The following is a 17,602-nucleotide window of genomic DNA, read 5'->3' as shown; positions in this document are numbered from 1 at the left end:
AGAACCACGTCGCGTGCTGGGAGTGCCCCTCGTCCACTCAACGGGGAGAGACCATGAGGCTGGCCGGAGTCGCTTCACTGCTACTGGTACCGATGCTGGTGTTCACCGCGAACGCGTCAGCAGCTCCGCAGACCATCACCTTCAAGCTCAGGGCGACCGCCGTCGGGCAGACGTCGGACTTCACGCTCGACCAGGGCGTGAGCGCGTCCGCACCGGCCACTGTCGCACCGAACGGGGTCGTCAAGGTCACCGTCGACCCGGCGCCCAACCAGGTGCCGTCCGAGGCGGCCGGGCGGCAGGTGCGGGAGATCAAGGGGCTCGCGCTGCGGCTGCCGGTGCCGGCCGGCTCGAAGTTCCGGTCCGCGTCGCTGTCCGGCGGGTCCGGGCTGGGCGGCACGCCGGCGATCGCCCTGTCCGGCAACGACGTCGTGCTCTCCGTGCCCGGTCCGCTCAAGGGCGGTGCCGCGTTCGAGCTGCCGGTGGTCACGATCACCCTGCAGGCCGACGCCTCCGGCACGATCACCACGAAGCTCGGTGGCAGCAGCTACGACGCCCCCGGCCTCACCTTCACCGCCGTCGTGTCGGTGCTCGGGTTCCCGGTCAACGCCGCCGCGAAGGGCTACCCGGATCCCAGCCCCGTCCTGACGACCACGACGATCGGCTGACCGCCCCGGTGCCCCACCCCCTGCCGGGCATCGGGACGTAGCAGCGACAGCTCGGTCATCGTGTCGAGCGTCAGTGCGCAGGTCCTCCACGGAGACCTGCGCACTGACGCGGTTCGCCCACTCGTACTGGGCCGCGCGCAGCCGTTCCACCGCGGCGAAACTCGGCAGCTAAGGTCAGCGCCATGGCAGACGAGCTGGTCCACTACGAGGTGCGGCGTGGCATCGCGACGATCACGCTGGACTCCCCCCACAACCGCAACGCCCTGTCCGCGCAGCTGCGCCGGGAGCTCCGCGAGCACCTGACCGCGACCGCCGCCGACGACGGGGTGCGCGTGGTCGTGCTGACCCACACGGGCCCGGTGTTCTGCTCGGGCATGGACCTCAAGGAGGCCGCCGGTGCGAGTGCCGGCGACCAGGGCGTCAACGAGTTCCCCGCGATCCTCGACCAGCTCTGGACCAGCCCCAAGCCGGTCGTCGCCGCGCTGAACGGCCCTGCTCGCGCGGGTGGTGTCGGCATCGTCGCTGCCTGCGACATCGCGGTCGCGGCGCGCGAGGCGACGTTCGCGTTCAGCGAGGTCCGCATCGGCGTGGTGCCGGCGGTCATCTCGGTGACGGTGCTGCCGCGCCTGCTCCCCCGCGCCGCGCACGAGCTGTTCCTCACCGGCGAGACCTTCGGCGCCGCCCGCGCGGTCGAGATCGGCCTGCTCAACTCCGCGGTGCCGCTCGACGGCGTCGACGCCGAGGTCCGCCGCTACACCGACATGCTCGCGCTGGGCGCACCGAACGCGCTCGCCGCGACCAAGCGGATGCTCCAGCAGGAACGGTCCACGAACCTCGGCGAGGTGTTCGCGGACATGCTCGCGCTGTCGGCGCAGCACTTCGGCGGCCCCGAGGGCCAGGAGGGCATCACGGCGTTCCGCGAGAAGCGCAAGCCGTCCTGGGTGCCCGCCGAGGACTGACACGTCGGACATCAGAACCAGGCGGCGCCTCGATGACGCCCTGCGCGAAAGCGGTACCGGCGGCTTTCGCGCAGGCCGGGTCACCGTTCCGTGCGAACCACCCGCAGCGTCCGGTCGCCTGATCCGGCGGTCTGCCTCGCCGCGTCGCGCAGCACCTCGGACACGGACGCGTCCAGGTCGGCGGGCACGACCAGCACGTACTCCCCCGCGGGCAGCCACGACAGGTCGGTCAGGCTGTCGTACAACGCGTCGAGGTTCTGGCCGAACCAGGAGGGGAACGACAACGCCTCGGCGATGGCGCCGATGGCGGCCTTCTTCTCCGAAACGAGGATGTGCCGCTTCACTTCTTCACGTCCACGACGACGAACGACGCGTAGTGGTCGCCGGTGTAGTAGACCTCGCGCTTGTCCCCGGTCACGAGCCGGCGCGCGCCGCGGTCGGGACTGCCCGGCGTCGGCACCGTGTACTCCTTGTAGTACCCGGACTTGTGCTGCGGCAGCCGCTTCTCGCGGTTCTCGAACGTCACGCCGTCGTTCTTCGGGTACGGCATGGGGCTCTCGCCCCCGATCAGCTTGTACGTCTTCGCGGCCTCGGGCGGCAGCGACGACAGCGGCTTCACCTCAAGGCCGGACTCCTGCGCGCCGGGCACCGCGGGTGCCGTGCCGGGCGCACTGCTCGCGCTGCTGGTGGGCGCGCTCGACCGGGGTTCGGGCTCGGAGGCGCCGTCGCGCACGAACCAGCCGACCAGGACCAGCAGGACCAGGCCGACGAGTGCGACGGTGAGGCGACGACCGGGACTCATACGGCGACCTTTTCGGACTCGGGATCGGAGGCCCCGTCCTCCGGCTCGGGTGCGAGGGAGGCCGGGTTCTTGGCACCCCAGTCGGCCACCCGGTCGACGAGCCGCGCCACGCCCAGGCACAGCGGCAGCACCACGACCATCACGAGGGGGAACTGCACGGCGACGGGCAGTTGCACGAGCCACAGCTCGACCCCGTCCCACCACTGCCAAAGCCCGTCCACCCGCACGAGCCTAGCCTGGTGAGCCGGGTCACGGCGGTCGGCGGGGACGCCGCTGGGTATGTTGCGAACCATGTTCGCCGTTTACGCAGCAGAACCCAGTCCCGAGAACCCGCTGGCCTCGCTCCGCGTCGGCGAGCGCCCCGACCCCGAGGTGCCCGCCGGGTGGGTGCGGGTCGCGGTCAAGGCGGCCAGCCTCAACATGCACGACCTGTGGACGCTGCGCGGGGTCGGCATCAAGCCCGAGCAGTTCCCGATGGTCCTGGGCTGCGACGGCGCGGGCGTCCTCGACGACGGCACCGAGGTGGTGCTGCACTCCGTCATCGGCGACCCCGGCTGGGACGGCGACGAGACCCTCGACCCGAAGCGCACGCTGCTCACCGAGAAGCACCAGGGCACGTTCGCCGACTACGTCGTGGTCCCCGCCCGCAACGCACTGCCCAAGCCGGCGGACCTCACGTTCGCCGAGGCCGCGTGCATGGGCACGGCGTGGCTGACCGCGTACCGGATGCTGTTCGTGAAGTCGGGCCTGCGCCCCGGTCAGACGATGCTCGTGCAGGGCGCGTCCGGCGGTGTCTCGACCGCGCTCATCCAGCTCGGCCGCGCGGCCGGGTTCCGCGTCTGGGTCACCGGCCGCACCGAGGAGAAGCGCGCTCTGGCGCAGACCCTCGGCGCCCATGACACCTTCGAGTCCGGTGCCCGCCTGCCGGAACGGGTCGACGCGGTGTTCGAGACCGTCGGCAAGGCCACCTGGTCGCACTCGATGAAGGCGCTCAAGCCCGGCGGCATCGTCGTCATCTCCGGCGCGACGTCCGGTGACGCGTCGGCGGCCGAGCTGCAGCGGCTGTTCTTCCTGCAGCTGCGCGTGGTCGGCTCGACCATGGGCACCCGCGAGGAGCTGGGCGACCTGATCCGGTTCTGCGCGCTCAACGACCTCAGGCCGCAGATCGGCGCCGAGCTGCGGTTCGAGGACGCCGAGCAGGGCCTCAGGGCGATGCTGGACGGCGAGACCGCCGGAAAGATCGTGTTCAGCAGGCCGTAAACAGCACCGGAAGCCAAAAATCGGTTCCCTGATTGGTGGGTTCGGACAAACCGCGTGACAGTGGTCCCGAATAGGTTCGCCCGGACCCACTCTTCAAGGGAGCTAGGCAATGACCACACAGGGCGTCTTCCGGCGCAAGCCCATCGACCGGATCGCCGAGGACAGGGGCGACGGGCTCACCAGAACGCTGGGCCTGTGGCAGCTCACCGCGATCGGCATCGGCGGCATCATCGGCGCGGGCATCTTCTCGCTCGCCGGTGCCGTCGCGAACAAGACAGCCGGTCCCGCGGTGCTGGTGTCGTTCCTGATCGCCGGTATCGCGAGCGCGGCGGCGGCGTTCTCGTACGCGGAGTTCGCGGGCCTGATCCCCAAGGCCGGCAGCGCCTACACCTACGGCTACGCGGTGCTCGGCGAGATCGTCGGCTGGTTCATCGGCTGGGACCTGCTGCTGGAGTACACCGCGATCGTGGCGGTGGTCGCGATCGGCATCTCCGGCTACTTCACCGAGCTGCTGTCGCTGCTGAACGTCCACCTGCCGCAGTGGATGCTGGGCGCACCGGGCACCGAGGCCGACGGCGTCGCCGCGGGCACGTACAAGGTGAACCTGTTCGCCGTGCTGCTGTGCCTGCTGATCGCGTTCGTGCTGAACCAGGGCATGAAGAACGCCGCGCGCTTCGAGACCACGCTGGTGTACCTCAAGATCGCCGTGGTGGCGCTGGTCGTCGTCGTCGGCGCGTTCCACATCAACACCGACAACTACAACCCGTTCTTCCCGTTCGGCATCTCGGGTGCGCTCACGGGTGCGGCGACGGTGTTCTTCGCGGTGTTCGGCTACGACGCGATGTCCACGGCCGCCGAGGAGTCGAAGGACTCCCAGAAGCACATGCCGAAGGCGATCATCTACTCGCTCGCCGTGTCGATGGTGCTGTACGTGCTGGCCTGCCTCGTGCTCACCGGCATGGTCAACTACAAGGACGTCGACGCGGAGTCCGCGTTCGCCACGGCCTTCGCCGACATCGGCCTGCCCGCCCTGGGCATCATCATTTCCGTCGGTGCGATCCTGGGCATCACGACGGTGCTCTTCACGTTCCTGCTGGGCGCCGCCCGCGTCGGCTACTCGATGAGCCGCGACGGCCTGCTGCCGCAGTGGTTCGCGAAGACGCACCCGGTGAAGCACGTGCCGACGCGCATCACCTGGGTGCTGGGCATCGCCTCCGCGGTCATCGCGGGCTTCCTGCCGATCGCGGAGGCCGCCGAGCTCACCAACATCGGCATCCTGCTGGCGTTCGTCGTCGTCTGCGTCGCCGTGGTCGTGCTGCGCTACAAGCAGCCCGACCTGCCGCGCACGTTCAAGACGCCGGGCATGCCGGTCGTGCCGATCATCGGTGTCGTCTTCTCGATCTGGCTGATCACGTTCCTCACGCCGGAGACCTGGCTGCGGTTCGCGGTCTGGTTCGTGATCGGCCTGGTCGTCTACTTCACCTACTCGAAGCGCAACTCCGTCATGGAGAAGGAGTCCAAGCGGTAACCAGGGAGTCGAGCGTGGCGAGCGGCACCGGGCCGTTCGCCAGCACGAGGTCGTGGAACGCGCGCACGTCGAAGCGGTCGCCCAGCCGGGTGGCCGCTTCCTCGCGCAACCGGAGGATCTCCAGCCGCCCCACCATGTACGCGAGCGCCTGCCCCGGCGTCTCGATGTACCGGTCGACCTCGGACTCGATCTCCGGCGCGGTCATCACGGTGTTCTCGCGCAGGTAGTCCACGGCCTGCCGGCGCGACCACCCGAGGGCGTGCAGGCCGGTGTCGACGACGAGCCGCCCTGCGCGCATCGCGTCGAGCGACAGCATGCCCAGCCGCTGCTCGTCGGACGAGTACAGCCCCATCTCCTCGGCCAAGCGCTCGGTGTAGAGGCCCCAGCCTTCGAGGTAGGCGTCGATGAACGCGAACTTGCGCACGTTGTGCAGGTCGGTCTCGGCGGCGATCGTGATCTGGAAGTGGTGGCCGGGGATGGCCTCGTGGAACGCCGTCACCTCCGAGAGCGTGCGGCTGCGTTCGGTGGCGCCCAACGGGTTCAGGAAGTAGACGCCGGGACGGGAGCCGTCCAGCGCGGCGTCCATGTAGTACGCGAGCGGCGCGACCTCGCGGTCCACCTCGGGGACGAGCCGCACCTCGCAGGGCGCCTTGGGCAGCCGGCCGAACCACCGCGGCGCGACGGCCTCGGCTCGCGCGACGGCCTCGACCGCGCTGGTGACCATGTCGCCCTCGTTGTCCCACAGCAGCTCCGTGCGCAGCCGCGTGAAGATCTCGGTGACGTCCGAGGTGCCCCACACCCGTGCGCCGACCTCCGCGTACTCCTCGCGCAGCCGGGCGATCAGGTCGAGCCCGAGCCGGTGCAGCTCGGCCGGCGTGTAGGCCGTGGTCGTGTAGTCGCGGACCAGCCGGGCGTAGTTCTGCTCGCCCTCCGGCAGCCAGCACAGGCCGGCCTGCGCGTCCTCGCGGCCGTCGAGCGACAGCAGCACCTCGCGGAACCGGGCGAACGCCGGCCGCAGGTCCGCGTCCCCCTCCCACGGCTGCCGCGGCGAGGCGAGGAACCGCTCCAGGTGCGCCGCGCCGTTCACGACGTGCCGCCGCAACGGCCTGCGATCGGTGTCGAGCAGCCGGGTGGCCGCCTGGTCGAGGAACCGCGGGATCTGGTCCAGCCGCTTCGAGAAGTCGACCTGGGAGGCCAGCCCGAGCAGGCCGCCGACCGGTGCGCTCAGTCCCGCGGCCACGGTGTGCTCGACCAGCCGGGCGTCGATCTTCGTGATGATCGACTCGGCCTGGTGCCTGATCACGGACCTGGTGACCGGGTCCTCGTCGCTGGTGTCGACGCGGCTCACGATGTCCGCGAGGCGGGCGCGCAGGGCCTGGTGGCCCTCGACGCTGAGGTCGTCGAGCCGGTCGTCCCAGCCGGGCAGGCCGACCATGGTCGCGAACGCGGGCGTCCAGTCCATCATCGCCTGGAACGTCTCATCGGAGAGCGAGGTCACACCGTCCTTCATAGCCGCGCTCACCCCGCTTCGCCAACGAATTGACCGACGAGCTCGCCGAGCGTCGGCAGCGGAACCGGTCCAGTGCCGGCCGTCCGCGAGTGAGGTCACCGGACCGTTCCTAGCCGCGCGCGAACCTCTGCGCCAGCGCGTCGACCGCTTCCCGCAGCTCCGCGTCGAGCCTGCGCACGACCTCGGCGGCCGGTGCGGCCGGCGCGAGCGGGTAGGTGGTGCCCGCCCACAGCGACATGGCCTCCAGCTCACCGGTGGCGCGCACCGGTTTCGTGAGGTGGTGCACGTTCGGGTACGCGGCGGGCGCGTGCGGGGTGTTCTCGACCAGGAACCGGTTGACCAGCCCGCGCGCCAGCCGGCCGCTGAACGCACGGGTCAGCGCCGTCCTGCGGCCGCCCGCGCGCAACGCCTCCCGTTGCGGCGCGGCGGTCCCCGCCTCCGGGCAGCCGAGGAACGCGGTGCCCAGCTGGGCCGCGACCGCACCGGCCGCGAGCACCGCCGCGACGTCGGCGCCGTGCACCAGCCCGCCGGTCGCGATCACCGGCAGGTCGACGGTGCCCCTGACCAGCCGGAGCGCGGCGAGCGTCCCGTACAGCTCGCCACCTCCGGGCGAGACGCCGTCGTCGGTGAACGTGCCGCGGTGCCCGCCCGCGTCCGATCCCTGCACGCACAGCACGTCCGCGCCGATCTGCCGGGCCTGCCGCGCCTCGGCAGGGGTGGTGACCGTGACGACGACGGTCGCCCCTGCCGCCTTCAGCCGCTGCACGTCGTCGACGTCGGGCAGCCCGAACGTGAACGACACCACCGGCACCCGCAGCGCCAGCACCAGTTCGAGCTTCGCCGCGTAGTTGTCGTCGTCCCAGCGCGGCTCGCCCGGCACCGCGCCGAGCTTCCCCGCGAACGCGGTCACCCGGTCCACGTAGGACGAGATGTCGGCGGTCGGCCGGGTGCCCGGCACGAACAGGTTGACCCCGAACGGCGCCCCGGTCAGCTCCCGGGTGCGCGTGACCTTCTCGGCGAGCTGCTCGACGGAGACGTACCCGGCCGCCAGGAACCCGAGCCCGCCCGCGTCGTTCACCGCGGCGACCAGCTCGGGTGTGGAGGCGCCGCCCGCCATGGGTGCGGCGATCACGGGCACGGCCAGCGTCTGGAACATGAGCCCAACCTAGTTGGGCGCGCCCGTGAACGCCCGGCGAAGTGGCTGTGTTCACGGTGGCGCAAGGAAACGCCGTTCACCTCCCGGTCATGCCGGTGGGTGAGACTCGGTCCGTGAAACGCCGCACCCTGCTCAGGGCCGCCGCAGGCTCGGTCGTCCTCTCCGCCGCGCCCGGTGCCGCGTTCGGCGCGACCGGCCGGGGCAGGCGGGTGTACGTGGTCGTGCTCGCCGGTCTGCGGGCGGACGAGGTGGGGACCGCGCTGACGCCGAACCTCGTCGCGCTGCGGGCGGACGGCACGTACTTCCCGCGGGCTCGTTCGCTGCCGGCCGCCGGGAGCACCGCGCACCTCGTCATGATGCTGACCGGGGTGCGGCCCGACCGCAGCGGTGTGCCCGCCGACGTCGTGTTCGACCGGGCGCGCGGTGTGCGGCGGCTGAGCGAGCCGAGGTTCCCGACGGTGCTGGAACGCTTGCCGGAGCTGGGTTTCCGCACGGGCGCGGTGCTGCCGGAGGAGGACCTGCGCCGGGTGGTCGGCACGCGAGCGACGTACGGGTGGGAACCCCGGCCGCCGGTCACGGGGACCGCGCCGGACGCGTTCACCTCGCACGCCCTGCACGCCGTGGTCGACGAGGCAGACCCGGACCTGGTGGTCGTGCAGTTCGGCACCGGAGCCCCGGCCGCTGCCGCGGGGCGGTCGCTGACCGCGCGCACGGCGGACGAGCAGCTCGGCAAGCTGGTGCGGCACCTCAGGGCGACCGGGCGGTGGGAGCGGTCCGTCCTCCTCGTCACCGCGACTCCCGCAGCGGACCGGTCCCCGGTGTCGCCGGAGGAGCACATCCAGACAGATCCGTTGCTGCGCAACAGGGTTGTGGTCGTGCAGAACGACGGCGCCGACCTGCTGTACTGGACCGGCCCCGCCTCGGACCGCGCCCTGGCCGTGCGGCACCTGGAGTCGGTGGTCTCGCGAGTGCCCGGTGTGCGGTCGGCGCACCGGCCGGCCGAGCTGCGCCTCGGACCGGAGGCCGGCGACCTGGTGGTGCACCGGGGACGTGCCGCGGCCGAGCCGGTGCCGCTGCTCGTCGCCGGTGGCGATCCCGTGGTGGGGCGCGGGGTCTCGATGACAGCCGCGTCCACTGTGGATGTCGCACCGACGGTGGGGAGGCTGTTCGGCCTCCCCGAACCGTCGGGCGGGGGTGACGGTCAGTCCGTCATCTGAGGCAGTCCGTCAGCCGGACCGCGCCATCATCTAGGGCAGGGAGTCCAGATGAGGGGCGACCGTGTTGGCGAACTGCCAGTTGTTCGAGGCGTCCCAGTTGATCGACCACGTCATGGCGCCGCGGATCGACGGCCAGGTCGTGCTCGGCTTGAACGTCCCGCAGTTCGTGCCACGCGCGAGGCAGCTGAGGGCGTTGTTGACGTTGGCGGGCGACTGGTACCCGCCACCGGCACCCGACGGCGACGCGGGCAGGCCGAGGCCCACCTGGTCGGCGCGCAGGCCGCTCTGCAGCTGGATGCACGCGAGCGCGGTCAGGAAGTTGACCGTGCCCTGGCTGTGGACCTGCTGGTCGCAGCCGAGCATCGAACCGGAGTTGTAGTACTGCATGTTGACGATGGTCAGGATGTCCTTCGTGGCCAGCGCCAGCTTGAAGTACTCGGCGTTGACGTTCTGCATGTCGATCGTCTGCGGCGCCATGGTGATGACCTTGCCGCCACCTGCATAGATGCTGCGCAGCGCCTGGCCCATGTACTGGGCGTTGACGCCGTTCTCCAGGTCGATGTCGACGCCGTCGAAGCCGTAGGTGGAGATCAGGCCCTTGACGCTGTTGGCGAAGTTGGTCGCGGCGGTGGAGTTGGCGACGCTGATCGTGCCCTTCTCACCACCGACGGAGATGATCACCTTCTGGCCGCGGGCCTGCACGGTCTTCACGTCGGCGCGGAACTGCGCGTCGGTGTAGCCGCCGAGCTGGCTGCTCAGACCGGGGTCGAGGTTGAACGCGACCTGCCCCTGCACCGCCGTGGCATCGGCGAACGAGACCGCGATGATGTCGTAGGTGGTGGGGACGTCGGACAGCCGCAGAGCGCGCGCACCGTTGTAGAAGTTCTGCCAGTAGCCCGTCAGCACGTGCTTGGGCAGACCGGTGATCGGCGGGTTGCTCGTCGTCGTCGTGGTGGTCGTCGTGGTCGTCGTAGTAGTGGTGGTGGTCGACGTCGTCGTGCTCGTGGACGTCGGCGGAGTGCCGGGGCCGTCGAGGTTGACGTCGTCGGCGTAGTAGGCGGGCTGGCCGTACCAGCCGTGCAGGTAGATCGTCACGCTGGTGGCGCTGCCGGACGTGAAGTCGAGGGTCAGCTGGGAGAAGCCGCTGGAACCGGGCGTCCAGGTGCTCTTCTCCACGCCGCCGGTGACGCCGAGGTAGACGTAGCTGCCCTGCACCCAGGCCGACAGCTTGTAGGCCGTGTTCGGTTGCACCGAAACGGTCTGCTGGCACCGCGCGGTGCTCTGGCCGACGGGTGTGCCCTGCAACGCGTACTGGCCGGTGCGCTTGGTGCCGGACGTGGCGCTGGTGCCCTCGGTGCAGGTCCAGCCGCTCAGGTTGCCCGCCTCGAACCCGTTGTTGGCCGCGAGGTTGGCGGCGGCGGCGTTGCCGTTGATCACCAACACCAGACCGGCACATGCGATGAACGCCGACAGCAGCGCGATCGCCGCTCGTCTGGTTTTGGACATGGTCCACCTCCACACACTCATGCGGCGACCATGTTGTGAGTGGACTAAAAATGGACTAGACCACTGCGGTTGGTCAAGCCCTGGTTTAGCTTGAGGGCGTGTTCACCCTCGAAAACGCGATCGCGATCGCCACCGAGGCCCACGAGGGCCAGGTCGACAAGTCGGGCCTGCCCTACATCGGGCACCCGTTGCGGGTCATGGCCGCCGTGAGCGGCGAGCACGAGCAGATGGCCGCCGTGCTGCACGACGTCGTCGAGGACACCCCCGTGACCGCGGCCGACCTGCTCGCCCGCGGCTGCCCGCCCGAGGTGGTCGACGCGGTCGTGGCGCTGTCGCACCTGCCGGACGAGCCGCAGGAGGACTACCTGCGCCGCGTCGCCGCCAACCCGCTGGCCGTCACGGTGAAGCGCGCGGACATCGGCGACAACCTCTCGCCGGCCCGCGTCGCCCGCCTCGACGCGGCCATGCAGGAGCGGTTGAAGGCCAAGTACGCGCGCGCCCTGAGGTTGCTCGACGAGTACGTGAGCTAGCTGACCTTCTTCATCGGTACAGGTGTCGTGAACTGGGTGTATTATCGAATCGTAACCAAGATTGGAAGGACACGATGACCCGCCACGACCTGTCCGTGAAGTCCCTGCGCTCGAACCTGGCCGTCCGCCGTGACGCCCGGCTGAAGCGCCGGAGCCTGGAGCGGCAGTTGGCCAGCTACACCACCGAGAGCGACCGCCTCGAACTGGACGCCATCCTCTCCCGCCACAGCGCCGAGGAGACGGGCGAGCTCCGTTCGATCATCAACCGCCAGGCGATGGACCGCTTGATCCGCGCCTGACCGGTACCTGTGTGGGCCACCCCCGGCAACGCCGCCGCGGGTGGCCTTTGCGTTTTCAGTACAGGCGCTTCACCGTCAGCACGTTGTCCTTGCGCGACTCCTGCTGACCGTCCGGCCCGACGAGCGGCCGTTCGACCACGTCGTCGGTGATGATGATCCAGTTGTCGCCGAGCCGGAGGTGGTCGAGCACGTCCTTGGTCGTCGGGAAGTAGTAGTCGCGGTGCTCGGACCACGACGGCGCCCCGGCGTGCCCGCCGACGACCAGCCGCCCACCGGGCGCGACCGCCTCCGCGGCCCGCTTGAGGATGCTGTTGCGCTCCCCGTCCTCCTCGACCGGCGAGTGCAGGAACTGGGCGCTGACCAGGTCGTACCGGCCCTCGGGGAACGTCTCCTTCAGGTCGTGCCGCTCCACGGAGATCTCGACGCCGGCGTCCTGCGCGTGCCGGAGCGCCCGGTCCAGCGCCACCTGCGACACGTCGACCCCGAGCACCCGCCACCCCCGCTGCGCGAGCCAGACGGCGTCACCGCCCTCAGCGCACCCGAGATCCAGCGCACTGCCCGGCGTGAGGTCCGCGGTCTCGCGCACCAGCAACGGGTTCGGGTTGCCGGACCACACCTGGTCCCGCTCCGAGTAGAAGGCTTCCCAGAACTCCTGCGCAGTCGTCATGCCGTCCACGATGCCCACCGTTGTGCCGGAGCGGCAAACTCCGTTGCCGATCCGGCAACAAACGCGGTCAGAACAGCGTGGCGGGTTCGACCGGTTCGGGTTCGGGCAGCGCGTCGAGCTCGGGCACGAGCGTGCGGACGTCGTCGTGGAACCGGCGGGCGAGCGCGGGCGCGTCGTCGTTGTCGGGGGTGTGCAGGAACACCGTCGGCGACCGGCCCTCCCGCAGCCAGCCGGCGACCACCTCGGCCCACGGCCGCCACCCCTCGACCGTCTCCTCGACCGAGTCGCGGCCCAGGTAGCGGACGATCGGTTGGTCGGTCAGCGCCCGCGTCCGCCGGGGCAACCGCGGTTTGCGGTCCCAGGCCTCGCGCTCGGCGTCGCTGGTCGGCGGGCTCTGGAAGAAGACCTCGGTGTCGAACGGCACCCACTCGGCGTCCACGTCGTCGAGGGCCCCCTCCAGCAGCGACGTCGCACCGGCGTCGGTGAAGAACACGGGGTGGCGCACCTCCACGGCACGCCGCAGGCCGACGGGCAGCCTGCGCAGGAAGCGGCTCAGTGCCTCGACGTCCGCCGGGCCGAACGAGCCGGGCAGCTGGGTCCACAGGACCGCGCGCTCGCCCAGGGGCTCGATGGCGTCGAGGAACGCCCGCATCGGCACCTCGACACCGGCGAGCCGGCGCTCGTGCGTGACGACCTTGGGCAGCTTGACCACGAACCGGAAGTCCGGGTCCGTCTGCCGCGCCCAGGTCTCGACGGTCTTGCGGGCGGGCGTCGCGTAGAACGTGGTGTTGCCCTCAACGGCGTTGCACCAGCCGGCGTAGGCCCGCAGCCGCTCCCCCGCGGGAAGCGACTGCGGCAGGAACCGCCCTGGCCACGCCTTGTGGTTCCACATGGCGCAGCCGACGTGAAGGCGTGCCACGGCTCCTACTTCTTGCCCTTCGGCTCCTCGGTCGACAGCGCGGCGACGAAGGCCTCCTGCGGCACCTCCACGCGCCCCACCATCTTCATGCGCTTCTTGCCTTCCTTCTGCTTCTCCAGCAGCTTGCGCTTGCGGGTGATGTCACCGCCGTAGCACTTGGCCAGGACGTCCTTGCGGATCGCGCGGATCGTCTCGCGGGCGATCACACGGGACCCGATGGCCGCCTGGATCGGCACCTCGAACTGCTGCCGCGGGATGAGCTCGCGCAGCTTCGTGGCCATGCGCGTGCCGTAGCCGTAGGCGTGGTCCTTGTGCACGATCGCGGAGAACGCGTCGACGGCCTCGCCCTGCAGCAGGATGTCGACCTTGACCAGCTCCGACTCGGCCTCGCCCGACTCCTCGTAGTCCAGCGAGGCGTAGCCGCGGGTGCGGGACTTCAGCGAGTCGAAGAAGTCGAAGATGATCTCGCCGAGCGGCATGGTGTAGCGCAGCTCGACGCGGTCCTCCGACAGGTAGTCCATGCCGCCGAGCTGGCCGCGCTTGGCCTGGCACAGCTCCATGATCGCGCCGATGTAGTCCGACGGGGCGATGATCGTGCACTTGGTGACGGGCTCGTACACCTCGGCGCGCTTGCCCTCCGGCCAGTCGGACGGGTTCGTCACGACGTGCTCGGCGCCGTCTTCCATGATCACGCGGTAGACGACGTTCGGTGCCGTGGAGATCAGGTCGAGGCCGTACTCGCGTTCGAGGCGGTCGCGGGTGATCTCCAGGTGCAGCAGGCCGAGGAAGCCGCAGCGGAAGCCGAAGCCCAGTGCCGCGGAGGTCTCCGGTTCGAACGTCAGCGCGGCGTCGTTGAGCTGGAGCTTCTCCAGCGCCTCGCGCAGCTCCGGGTAGTCGGAACCGTCGACCGGGTACAGGCCCGAGTAGACCATCGGGCGAGGCTCGCGGTAGCCGGCCAGCGGCTCGGTGGCGCCCTTGCGCTCGGAGGTGACGGTGTCGCCGACCTTCGACTGGCGCACGTCCTTCACGCCGGTGATCAGGTAGCCGACCTCGCCGACGCCCAGGCCGCGGGACGGCTTCGGCTCCGGCGAGACGATGCCGACCTCGAGGATCTCGTGGGTGGCACCGGTCGACATCATCTTGATGCGCTCGCGCGGCGTGATCTTGCCGTCGACGACGCGGATGTAGGTGACGACGCCGCGGTAGGTGTCGTAGACCGAGTCGAAGATCATCGCGCGGGCCGGTGCGTCCGCCTCGCCCACGGGCGGCGGGACCAGCTTCACGACCTCGTCGAGCAGCGCCTCGACGCCGAGACCGGTCTTCGCGGAGACCCGCAGCACCTCGTCGGGCTCGCAGCCGACGATGTGCGCGATCTCCTTCGCGTACTTGTCCGGGTCCGCGGCGGGCAGGTCGATCTTGTTGAGCACCGGGATGATGGTGAGGTCCTTCTCCATCGCCAGGTACAGGTTCGCGAGCGTCTGCGCCTCGATGCCCTGCGCGGCGTCGACCAGCAGGATCGCGCCCTCGCAGGCCTCCAGCGCACGGGAGACCTCGTAGGTGAAGTCGACGTGGCCCGGCGTGTCGATCATGTGCAGGACGTGGTCCTGCCCGTTGACCTGCCAGGGCAGGCGCACGTTCTGCGCCTTGATGGTGATGCCGCGCTCCCGCTCGATGTCCATGCGGTCGAGGTACTGAGCGCGCATCGCCCGCGCTTCGACCACGCCGGTGAGCTGCAGCATGCGGTCGGCCAGCGTGGACTTGCCGTGGTCGATGTGCGCGATGATGCAGAAGTTCCGGATGAGTTCCGGCGGCGTGAACGTCGTGTCGGCGAACGTGGTCAAGGCGGTCCTCAGCAGGAAATCGGACGGGTGTCCCCTTATGGTCCCATAGAGGCCCACGTGCTCTGCACCACTAGGGTGCGTTCGTGCTGATGAACGGTGAAGACCCCCGCCCGGCCAAGGGCGCGGTCCGCGAGATCTTCGACGCGGCGGAGGCCACCAAGCTCGAGTACGAGCCCTCGGTGGACGGTGACGCGGACCCCGGCGAGGTCGTCTGGGCGTGGGTGCCCTACGAGGAGGACGCGAACCGCGGCAAGGACCGCCCGCTGCTGGTCGTGGGCCGCGCCAAGGGCGAGCTGATCGCGTTGATGCTCTCCTCGAAGGAGCCGCGCGACGACTACCTGGAGCTGGGCTCCGGCGCCTGGGACCGCGACGGCCGCCCGTCCTACCTGCGGCTGGACCGGGTGTTCGCCCTCGACTCCGACGACGACATCCGCCGCGAGGGCGCCGTGCTCGGCCCGGTCGCCTTCGGCCAGGTCGTGGACACCCTGCGCGCACGCCACGGCTGGCGCTGACCCCTGCGGGTGCGGGGGCGCCTGACCACGCGCCCCCGCACCCGCCCGTCACGCCGCGTGCGGCCCCTGGTCGTCGCGCGCGGCCCGCCGGCGCCCCGCGTACTCCCCGAGCTTGCCCAGCGACTGCTCCTCGTCCAGCGCGACCTCGGCCAGCCGGTCGAACACCAGCCTGATCCGCGCGATCGCACCGGGGTCCTGCACGAACACCTGCGCGAGCTCGGTCTCGCTGAACACGACCGGCATCGCCTTCTCGTACTCCCAGAGCACGCAGCCGCTGGACGGCACCACGGCCCGCATCGGCACGACCCGGACGCTGTGCTCCTCGGACAGCAGCCGCGCGCACTGGTCCTCCATCACCCGCCGGCCGCCGACCCGTTGCTGCAACGCGAACTCGTGGATGTAGAACAAGCATTTCGGCGGGTTGTTCCGGCGCAGGACTACTTGCCGGTCCATGCGGTGCTGCACGGCCGCCGCAATTCGGTCGCCGGTCGTGAAACCACCGAGCCGGTGCAGCGCGTCGGCGTATTCGTGGGTCTGCACCAGACTGGGCAGCTTGGTCACCGAATAGCTCGTGATCGACGTCGCCGCGGACTCCCCGATCCTCGCCGTGCGCACGTCCTCCGGCGCGTGCACGACATACTCGTCGAAGGCGTACCGGTACCGGCGCCGGAAGTCGTCGATGTACTGGATGTCCTTGCCGCACATGGTGAACAGCTGCACGAGGTCGATGTCGGTGGCCCGCACCTTGCCGTGCTCCAGGTTGGACACCTTGCTCGGGTCCCACCCCAGTCGCACGGCCAGCGCCGCCCCGCTCATGCCGGTGCCGGCCTCCCGGACGCGGCGCAGCTCGTCGCCCAGGTCCCTGCTGTACGCGGTAGATGTGAATACAGTCACGCCAAAACGCTATGGCTTGTATTTATTCCATGGTACGGGCCCTTTCGGGTGAAAAGAGCGCCTGGGCGACTCCGATGATGCCGCCGGAGTCCATTGCCGTTGCCGCGCTACCGGAACAAATGCACTTCAAGGGTTCCACACCGTTGAACCGCTCGCGCAAGTAGGGTCGGACCGTGGACCGAGTCGCGGGATCGTTGTACGGGTTGGCTTTCGGGGACGCGCTCGGCAAGCCGACGGAGTTCCTGTCCGTTGCGGAGATCGACCGGCGGTTCGGTCCTCACGGACCGGACGACCTGGTTGGCGACCCCGCCCTGGTCACCGACGACACGCAGATGGCACTCGCCGTCGCGTGGGCGCTGCACGGCGTCGACCGGTACACCGCCGACGTGCTCGAACCGCGGCTGCGCGAGCGGTTCGTGTCCTGGGCGCACAGCCCGGAGAACAACCGCGCACCCGGGATGACGTGTCTGCGTGCGTGCGGCGGCCTGGCGGAGGGCCTGCCGTGGGTGGAGGCGACCATCGCGGGGTCCAAGGGCTGCGGTGCGAACATGCGGGTCACGCCGGTGGGACTGGTGCCCGACCTCGACCTCGACGTCCTCGCCGGGGTGTCGCAGCTGCAGGCCGCCATGACGCACGGTCATCCCACGGCGCTCACCGCGTCCGAGCTCACCGCGTACGCGACCCGGCTGCTGGTCGACGGACGCGACCTGGCCGAGGTGCCCGCCGCGTTGCTGGACCGCTGCCGCGAACAGCGCTCGGTCTACCTGGAGCAGTGGCTGGGTCCCCTGTGGCGGACGCCGGGTGCGACGACGCCGGCCGACTTCATCGCGCGCGGCTGGGACGAGTGCGCCGAGGTGCTCGAACGGCTGGTGGCCGCCCTCGCCGAACCCGATGACGGGCAGGACGCGAGCCTGGCCACCGGCGAGGGCTGGATCGCGCGGAGGAGGCGCTGGCGACCGGGCTGTACTGCGCGATCCGGCACGCCGACGACCCGGTGCGGTGCCTGGTGCGGGGCGCGAGGACCAGTGGCGACTCGGACTCGATCGCGGCGTTGGCCGGGGCGTTCGCCGGCGCCGCGCACGGACTCGCCGCGTGGCCGCAGGAGTGGGTCGAGCGCATCGAGTATGCGGATCAGTTGGCAGCGCTCAGCTCCGGCACTGCCGGATGACTCGCTCGATGGTCGTGGAACACGAAAAAAAGCCCTGCGGGGAGCGCTTGTGGCGCTCAACCCGCAGGGCAAATTAAGTTCGGCGGCGACCTACTCTCCCACACCGTAACCAGTGCAGTACCATCGGCGCAGAAGGGCTTAACTACCGGGTTCGGAATGGGACCGGGTG

The 17,602-nt window shown here is 70.4% G+C and carries 19 protein-coding genes, 1 rRNA gene and 1 pseudogene; 10 read left to right on the top strand and 11 right to left on the bottom strand.

Features of this window, described 5'->3' with window-relative positions; genetic code table 11:
- Positions 1–53 precede the first annotated feature (53 nt).
- Both AB0A63_RS30075 and AB0A63_RS30070 read left to right on the top strand, forming a co-directional pair.
- Positions 54–665, top strand: coding sequence for a cyclase (locus tag AB0A63_RS30075; RefSeq protein ID WP_360397131.1), 612 nt, complete (start codon positions 54–56; stop codon positions 663–665).
- Between the two features lie 182 nt (positions 666–847).
- Complete coding sequence (locus AB0A63_RS30070; protein ID WP_360397130.1) at positions 848–1,624, top strand: enoyl-CoA hydratase-related protein; 777 nt, start codon at positions 848–850, stop codon at positions 1,622–1,624.
- An 80-nt stretch (positions 1,625–1,704) separates the two neighbouring features.
- On the opposite strand, the gene AB0A63_RS30065 is transcribed toward AB0A63_RS30070, so the two are convergent.
- Genes AB0A63_RS30065 through AB0A63_RS30055 form a run of 3 tightly spaced genes read right to left on the bottom strand, consistent with a single transcriptional unit; the run spans position 1,705 to position 2,647 of the window.
- A complete protein-coding gene (locus AB0A63_RS30065) occupies positions 1,705–1,968 on the bottom strand; it encodes a barstar family protein (RefSeq protein ID WP_360397129.1) in 264 nt (87 codons plus the stop codon).
- Entirely contained in the window at positions 1,965–2,426 is a 462-nt protein-coding gene (locus AB0A63_RS30060) for a ribonuclease domain-containing protein (protein ID WP_360397128.1), read from the bottom strand. Before AB0A63_RS30060 ends, AB0A63_RS30065 begins: the two co-directional genes overlap by 4 nt.
- Positions 2,423–2,647: a hypothetical protein gene (locus AB0A63_RS30055; protein ID WP_360397127.1), complete on the bottom strand. Its 225-nt coding sequence runs from the start codon at positions 2,645–2,647 to the stop codon at positions 2,423–2,425. Before AB0A63_RS30055 ends, AB0A63_RS30060 begins: the two co-directional genes overlap by 4 nt.
- A 70-nt stretch (positions 2,648–2,717) precedes the next feature.
- On the opposite strand from AB0A63_RS30055, the gene AB0A63_RS30050 reads away from it, so the two are divergent.
- Together AB0A63_RS30050 and AB0A63_RS30045 are read left to right on the top strand one after the other, a co-directional pair.
- A complete protein-coding gene (locus AB0A63_RS30050; protein ID WP_360397126.1) occupies positions 2,718–3,686 on the top strand; it encodes a zinc-binding dehydrogenase in 969 nt (322 codons plus the stop codon).
- 109 nt (positions 3,687–3,795) lie between these two features.
- The gene (locus AB0A63_RS30045; protein WP_360397125.1) at positions 3,796–5,214 is read left to right on the top strand and encodes an amino acid permease; all 1,419 of its coding nucleotides are present in this window, start codon (positions 3,796–3,798) and stop codon (positions 5,212–5,214) included.
- Here AB0A63_RS30045 and AB0A63_RS30040 read toward each other — a convergent pair.
- On the bottom strand, positions 5,189–6,724 hold the full coding sequence (locus tag AB0A63_RS30040; RefSeq protein WP_360397124.1) for a DUF885 domain-containing protein: 1,536 nt from the start codon (positions 6,722–6,724) through the stop codon (positions 5,189–5,191). The genes AB0A63_RS30045 and AB0A63_RS30040 overlap by 26 nt on opposite strands.
- A gap of 109 nt (positions 6,725–6,833) precedes the next feature.
- Positions 6,834–7,880: a nitronate monooxygenase gene (locus AB0A63_RS30035; protein ID WP_360397123.1), complete on the bottom strand. Its 1,047-nt coding sequence runs from the start codon at positions 7,878–7,880 to the stop codon at positions 6,834–6,836.
- A gap of 113 nt (positions 7,881–7,993) precedes the next feature.
- Between AB0A63_RS30035 and AB0A63_RS30030 the strand changes: the two genes are divergently transcribed.
- The gene (locus AB0A63_RS30030; RefSeq protein WP_360397122.1) at positions 7,994–9,097 is read left to right on the top strand and encodes an alkaline phosphatase family protein; all 1,104 of its coding nucleotides are present in this window, start codon (positions 7,994–7,996) and stop codon (positions 9,095–9,097) included.
- A 30-nt stretch (positions 9,098–9,127) separates the two neighbouring features.
- On the opposite strand, the gene AB0A63_RS30025 is transcribed toward AB0A63_RS30030, so the two are convergent.
- Complete coding sequence (locus AB0A63_RS30025) at positions 9,128–10,603, bottom strand: glycosyl hydrolase family 18 protein (RefSeq protein ID WP_360397121.1); 1,476 nt, start codon at positions 10,601–10,603, stop codon at positions 9,128–9,130.
- Between the two features lie 98 nt (positions 10,604–10,701).
- On the opposite strand from AB0A63_RS30025, the gene AB0A63_RS30020 reads away from it, so the two are divergent.
- Together AB0A63_RS30020 and AB0A63_RS30015 are read left to right on the top strand one after the other, a co-directional pair.
- A complete protein-coding gene (locus tag AB0A63_RS30020) occupies positions 10,702–11,133 on the top strand; it encodes an HD domain-containing protein (RefSeq protein WP_360397120.1) in 432 nt (143 codons plus the stop codon).
- A 74-nt stretch (positions 11,134–11,207) separates the two neighbouring features.
- Complete coding sequence (locus tag AB0A63_RS30015; protein WP_360397119.1) at positions 11,208–11,432, top strand: hypothetical protein; 225 nt, start codon at positions 11,208–11,210, stop codon at positions 11,430–11,432.
- Between the two features lie 55 nt (positions 11,433–11,487).
- Here AB0A63_RS30015 and AB0A63_RS30010 read toward each other — a convergent pair whose 3' ends face one another.
- From AB0A63_RS30010 to lepA, 3 genes are all read right to left on the bottom strand, one after another.
- Positions 11,488–12,099 (bottom strand): class I SAM-dependent methyltransferase, encoded by a 612-nt coding sequence (locus AB0A63_RS30010; RefSeq protein WP_360397118.1) that lies wholly within the window; start codon positions 12,097–12,099, stop codon positions 11,488–11,490.
- A gap of 67 nt (positions 12,100–12,166) precedes the next feature.
- Positions 12,167–12,991, bottom strand: a complete 825-nt coding sequence (locus AB0A63_RS30005) for a DUF72 domain-containing protein (RefSeq protein ID WP_360397444.1) — start codon at positions 12,989–12,991, stop codon at positions 12,167–12,169.
- 32 nt (positions 12,992–13,023) lie between these two features.
- Positions 13,024–14,859: a translation elongation factor 4 gene (gene lepA / locus AB0A63_RS30000; protein ID WP_360397117.1), complete on the bottom strand. Its 1,836-nt coding sequence runs from the start codon at positions 14,857–14,859 to the stop codon at positions 13,024–13,026.
- 89 nt (positions 14,860–14,948) lie between these two features.
- On the opposite strand from lepA, the gene AB0A63_RS29995 reads away from it, so the two are divergent.
- The gene (locus AB0A63_RS29995) at positions 14,949–15,371 is read left to right on the top strand and encodes a type II toxin-antitoxin system PemK/MazF family toxin (protein WP_360397116.1); all 423 of its coding nucleotides are present in this window, start codon (positions 14,949–14,951) and stop codon (positions 15,369–15,371) included.
- Between the two features lie 48 nt (positions 15,372–15,419).
- On the opposite strand, the gene AB0A63_RS29990 is transcribed toward AB0A63_RS29995, so the two are convergent.
- Positions 15,420–16,265 (bottom strand): helix-turn-helix transcriptional regulator, encoded by an 846-nt coding sequence (locus AB0A63_RS29990; RefSeq protein ID WP_360397115.1) that lies wholly within the window; start codon positions 16,263–16,265, stop codon positions 15,420–15,422.
- Positions 16,266–16,438: 173 nt separating this feature from the next.
- Here AB0A63_RS29990 and AB0A63_RS29985 point away from each other — a divergent pair.
- Both AB0A63_RS29985 and AB0A63_RS29980 read left to right on the top strand, forming a co-directional pair.
- Positions 16,439–17,065: pseudogene (locus AB0A63_RS29985) on the top strand (ADP-ribosylglycohydrolase family protein); the annotation flags it as partial.
- A gap of 194 nt (positions 17,066–17,259) precedes the next feature.
- Positions 17,260–17,433: an ADP-ribosylglycohydrolase family protein gene (locus tag AB0A63_RS29980; protein WP_360397114.1), complete on the top strand. Its 174-nt coding sequence runs from the start codon at positions 17,260–17,262 to the stop codon at positions 17,431–17,433.
- A gap of 77 nt (positions 17,434–17,510) precedes the next feature.
- Here AB0A63_RS29980 and rrf read toward each other — a convergent pair.
- Positions 17,511–17,602, bottom strand: a 5S ribosomal RNA gene (rrf, locus tag AB0A63_RS29975); the annotation flags it as partial.

This window comes from Lentzea sp. NPDC042327 (assembly GCF_040647275.1).
Lineage (GTDB): Bacteria > Actinomycetota > Actinomycetes > Mycobacteriales > Pseudonocardiaceae > Lentzea.
The sequence above is the reverse complement of the archived record's forward strand: the minus strand, read 5'-3'. Positions and strand labels throughout refer to the sequence as shown.